Genomic DNA, 4,675 nt, shown 5'->3' with positions numbered 1-4,675 from the left:
CTCGCTCCCACAAGGGGGATTTATATTGGATCGGGGATTGTGTCCGGTGCCGGCAGTCGTGGCGGCGGGGCAAACCCGAACGGCGCCAGCGAAAAGCCCTGCTCATCCACCTGCAACGCCCAGCCCTGCTTGTCCCAATCCCCCAGCACGATGCGCCGGGCGGCGTGTTCGCCCAGTTGCAGCTTGTGGATGGCGGGGCGGTGGGTGTGGCCATGGACCAAGGTTTTCACGCCGTATTGCTGCATGACGCGCGGGACCTCTTCTGGCGTGACGTCAACGATGTCGTTGGCTTTCATCCTCACCTGCGTGCGGCTTTCACTGCGCAACTTGCGCGCCAGTTTCTGGCGGCTGCCCAAGGGCAGGTGGCGCAGGATGAACAGCGTGACCGGGTTGCGCAGCCAGCGCCGCAGTTTCATGTAGCCGACGTCCCGCGTGCACAGGCTGTCGCCGTGCATCAGCAGCACCGGCTCGGCGTTGAATTGCACGACGGTCGGATCCTTGAGCAGGGTGCAGCCAGCGGCTTTGCAGAAAGCCTGCCCGAGCATGAAGTCGCGGTTGCCGTGCATCAGGAAAATCGCCGTGCCGCTGTCGCTCAATTCGCGCAGGGCCTGGCAGATGGAACGCTGGAACGGCGTCATGGCATCGTCGCCGATCCAGGCTTCGAAGAAGTCGCCCAGAATGTATAACGCTTGCGCCGAGCGGGCGCGTGTGGCGAGTAAATCCAGAAACGCCCGGGTGATGTCCGGGCGCTCCTCTTCCAGATGCAAATCTGAAATCAGCAATATCACTCAATGATCTCGGCTTTCTCGATGATCACGTCGTCTGCCGGGACGTCCTGGTGGCCAGCCTTGGAAGTAGTGGAGACGCCTTTGATCTTGTCGACCACGTCGGTACCGGCGGTGACCTTGCCGAATACGGCGTAGCCCCAGCCCTGCACGTTCTTGCCGCTGTGGTTCAGGAAGCTGTTGTCGGCAACGTTGATGAAGAACTGCGCGGAGGCCGAATGCGGCTCCATGGTACGAGCCATGGCAACGGTGTATTTGTCGTTGGAAAGGCCGTTATCGGCTTCGTTCTGGATGCTCGGGCGCTTGTCTTTCTTTTCTTTCATGCCAGGTTCGAAACCGCCGCCCTGGATCATGAAGTTGCCGATGACACGGTGGAAAACGGTGTTTTCGTAGTGGCCGGCCTTGACGTATTCAACGAAGTTGGCAACGGTGATCGGAGCCTTTTCGGCGTTCAGTTCCAGGACGATGTCGCCGTGGTTGGTGGTCAGTTTGACTTGGGTCATGATCACTACTCTTTCAAGGAATTCGTGGGTTTCGGGGGCGCAGACGCCCGCAACCGGTCTGGCTGTAATCGGCCAGGCTGGGCAGTTTAGCGCGCCATGGGCGAATTTCGAGGCTGTTTTTCATCTGGCTGTCGAATAAATTCAATCGTTTGCCGGCCTGGCCTGTCAGGTGCTTGACAGCATCGGCTATGATACGGGCTTTGATTTATCAGGCCGCACCCGGCCGCGCACTTGTATGTTCAAGGATCCTATGAGCAAGCCCACTGTCGACCCTACCTCGAATTCCAAGACCGGCCCGGCCGTGCCGGTCAATTTCCTGCGCCCGATCATCCAGGCGGACCTGGATTCGGGTAAGCACACGCAGATCGTCACCCGTTTCCCGCCGGAGCCCAACGGCTACCTGCACATCGGCCACGCCAAATCCATTTGCGTGAACTTCGGCCTGGCCGAGGAGTTCGGCGGCGTCACGCACCTGCGTTTCGATGACACCAACCCGGCCAAGGAAGACCAGGAATACATCGACGCGATCAAGAGCGACGTCAAGTGGCTGGGCTTCGAATGGGCCGGCGAAGTGCGCTACGCCTCGCAGTATTTCGACCAGTTGCACGACTGGGCGGTGGAACTGATCAAGTCCGGCAACGCCTACGTGTGTGACCTGACGCCGGAGCAGGCCAAGGAATATCGCGGCAGCCTGACCGAGCCGGGCAGGAACAGCCCGTTCCGTGACCGCAGCGTGGAAGAGAACCTCGACCTGTTTGCCCGCATGCGCGCCGGTGAGTTCGGGGATGGTGCCCGCGTGCTGCGCGCGAAGATCGACATGGCCTCGCCGAACATGAACCTGCGCGACCCGATCATGTACCGCATCCGTCACGCCCATCACCACCAGACCGGCGACAAGTGGTGCATCTACCCGAACTATGACTTCACCCATGGCCAGTCGGACGCCATCGAAGGCATCACGCACTCGATCTGCACCTTGGAATTCGAAAGCCATCGTCCGCTGTACGAGTGGTTCCTCGAACATCTGCCGGTGCCGGCCCACCCGCGCCAGTATGAATTCAGCCGCCTGAACCTGAACTACACGATCACCAGCAAGCGCAAGCTCAAGCAACTGGTGGACGAGAAGCACGTCAACGGCTGGGATGACCCACGCATGTCGACGCTGTCGGGTTTCCGCCGTCGTGGCTACACGCCGAAGTCGATCCGCAATTTCTGCGAGATGGTCGGCACCAACCGTTCCGACGGCGTGGTCGATTTCGGCATGCTGGAATTCAGCATTCGCGAAGACCTGGACCACAGCGCACCGCGCGCCATGTGCGTGTTGCGTCCGCTGAAAGTCGTCATCACCAATTACCCGGAAGGCCAGGTCGAGAACCTCGAACTGCCATGCCACCCGAAAGAAGACATGGGCGTGCGCGTCCTGCCGTTCGCCCGGGAAATCTACATCGACCGTGACGACTTCATGGAAGAGCCGCCAAAAGGCTACAAGCGCCTGGAGCCGGCCGGCGAAGTGCGCTTGCGCGGCAGCTATGTGATCCGCGCCGACGAGGCGATCAAGGACGCCGACGGCAACATCGTCGAGCTGCGTTGCTCGTACGATCCCGACACCCTGGGCAAGAACCCGGAAGGCCGCAAGGTCAAGGGCGTGATCCACTGGGTGCCGGCCGCCGCCAGCGTCGAGTGCGAAGTGCGCCTGTACGATCGCCTGTTCCGTTCGCCGAACCCGGAGAAGGCCGAAGACAGCGCCAGTTTCCTGGACAACATCAACCCTGACTCCCTGCAAGTACTCACTGGTTGTCGTGCCGAGCCATCGCTGGGCAACGCACAGCCGGAAGACCGTTTCCAGTTCGAGCGCGAAGGCTACTTCTGCGCGGATATCAAGGACTCGAAACCCGGTGCTCCGGTGTTCAACCGTACCGTGACCTTGCGCGACTCCTGGGGTCAGTGATCAAGTCTTAAGGGAAACCCCGTGCTTACGATCTACAACACGCTCACCAAGAGCAAAGAAGTCTTCAAGCCGCTGGATGGCAACAAAGTCCGCATGTACGTCTGCGGCATGACCGTGTACGACTATTGCCACCTCGGCCATGGCCGCAGCATGGTTGCCTTCGACCTGGTGACCCGTTGGTTGCGCTTCAGCGGTTATGACCTGACCTATGTGCGCAACATCACCGACATCGACGACAAGATCATCAATCGGGCCAACGAGAACGGTGAAGCGTTCGATGCGCTGACCGAGCGCATGATCAAGGCCATGCACGAGGACGAGGCGCGCCTCAACATCCAGAAGCCTGACCTGGAGCCACGTGCCACGGACCACATTCCGGGCATGCTGGCGATGATCCAGACTTTGATCGACAAGGGCTACGCCTACGCCCCAGGCAACGGCGACGTGTACTACCGCGTCGCCAAGTTCATGGGCTACGGCAAGCTGTCGCGCAAGAAGATCGAAGATTTGCGTATCGGCGCACGCATCGAAGTCGACGAGTCGAAAGAAGACCCGCTGGATTTCGTACTGTGGAAAGGCGCCAAGCCGGGCGAGCCGAGCTGGGATTCGCCGTGGGGCGCCGGGCGTCCGGGCTGGCACATCGAATGCTCGGTGATGTCGACCTGCTGCCTGGGCGAGACCTTCGACATTCATGGCGGCGGCAGCGACCTGGAATTCCCGCACCACGAAAACGAAATCGCCCAGAGCGAAGCGGCCACCGGCAAGACCTACGCCAATGCCTGGATGCATTGCGGCATGATCCGCATCAATGGCGAGAAGATGTCCAAGTCCTTGAACAACTTCTTCACCATCCGCGACGTGCTCGACAAGTATCATCCGGAAGTTGTGCGTTACCTGCTGGTCTCCAGCCATTACCGCAGCGCCATCAATTATTCGGAAGACAACCTCAAGGACGCCAAGGGTGCCCTGGAGCGTTTCTACCACGCGTTGAAAGGCCTCCCGAGCGTGCCGCCTGCCGGTGGCGAAGCGTTCGTGGCGCGGTTCACCGAAGTGATGAACGACGACTTCGGCACGCCGGAAGCCTGCGCGGTGCTGTTCGAGATGGTGCGTGAGATCAATCGCCTGCGCGAGAGCGATCTCGATGCGGCGGCGGGCTTGGCAGCGCGTCTGAAGGAACTGGCAAGTGTGTTGGGCGTGTTGCAGCTTGAAGCCGACGACTTCCTGCAAGCCGGCGCCGAAGGCCGCGTGGACGCCGCCGAGGTCGAGGCCTTGATCCAGGCGCGCCTGACCGCGCGGGCCAACAAGGACTGGGCGGAATCCGACCGCATCCGTGATCAGCTCACCGCCATGGGCGTGGTGCTCGAAGACGGTAAGGGCGGGACGACCTGGCGATTGGCGGACTGAGTTCTTCCAGCCTTCGCAGTACCCCTGTGGGGGCG

4 protein-coding genes are annotated in these 4,675 nt (G+C 61.0%); 2 read left to right on the top strand and 2 right to left on the bottom strand.

The window, feature by feature from the left end:
- Window positions 1-20: 20 nt before the first annotated feature.
- Both ACE04F_RS15520 and ACE04F_RS15515 read right to left on the bottom strand, forming a co-directional pair.
- The gene (locus ACE04F_RS15520) at window positions 21-788 is read right to left on the bottom strand and encodes a UDP-2,3-diacylglucosamine diphosphatase (RefSeq protein ID WP_486107989.1); all 768 of its coding nucleotides are present in this window, start codon (window positions 786-788) and stop codon (window positions 21-23) included.
- Window positions 785-1,288, bottom strand: coding sequence for a peptidylprolyl isomerase (locus ACE04F_RS15515; protein ID WP_486107987.1), 504 nt, complete (start codon window positions 1,286-1,288; stop codon window positions 785-787). Before ACE04F_RS15515 ends, ACE04F_RS15520 begins: the two co-directional genes overlap by 4 nt.
- A 250-nt stretch (window positions 1,289-1,538) precedes the next feature.
- Between ACE04F_RS15515 and ACE04F_RS15510 the strand changes: the two genes are divergently transcribed.
- A complete protein-coding gene (locus tag ACE04F_RS15510) occupies window positions 1,539-3,236 on the top strand; it encodes a glutamine--tRNA ligase/YqeY domain fusion protein (RefSeq protein WP_486107985.1) in 1,698 nt (565 codons plus the stop codon).
- 21 nt (window positions 3,237-3,257) lie between these two features.
- Complete coding sequence (gene cysS / locus ACE04F_RS15505) at window positions 3,258-4,640, top strand: cysteine--tRNA ligase (RefSeq protein WP_486107983.1); 1,383 nt, start codon at window positions 3,258-3,260, stop codon at window positions 4,638-4,640.
- Window positions 4,641-4,675 lie beyond the last annotated feature (35 nt).

The sequence above is a fragment of the Pseudomonas sp. AGC41 genome (genome assembly GCF_057334555.1).
The sequence above is the reverse complement of the archived record's forward strand: the minus strand, read 5'-3'. Positions and strand labels throughout refer to the sequence as shown.

Bases quoted from the DNA above. Each gene is read 5' to 3' on its own strand.
- ACE04F_RS15515 (WP_486107987.1), bottom strand. From the start codon at position 1,288: ATGACCCAAGTCAAACTGACCACCAACCACGGCGACATCGTCCTGGAA.
- ACE04F_RS15510 (WP_486107985.1), top strand. From the start codon at position 1,539: ATGAGCAAGCCCACTGTCGACCCTACCTCGAATTCCAAGACCGGCCCG.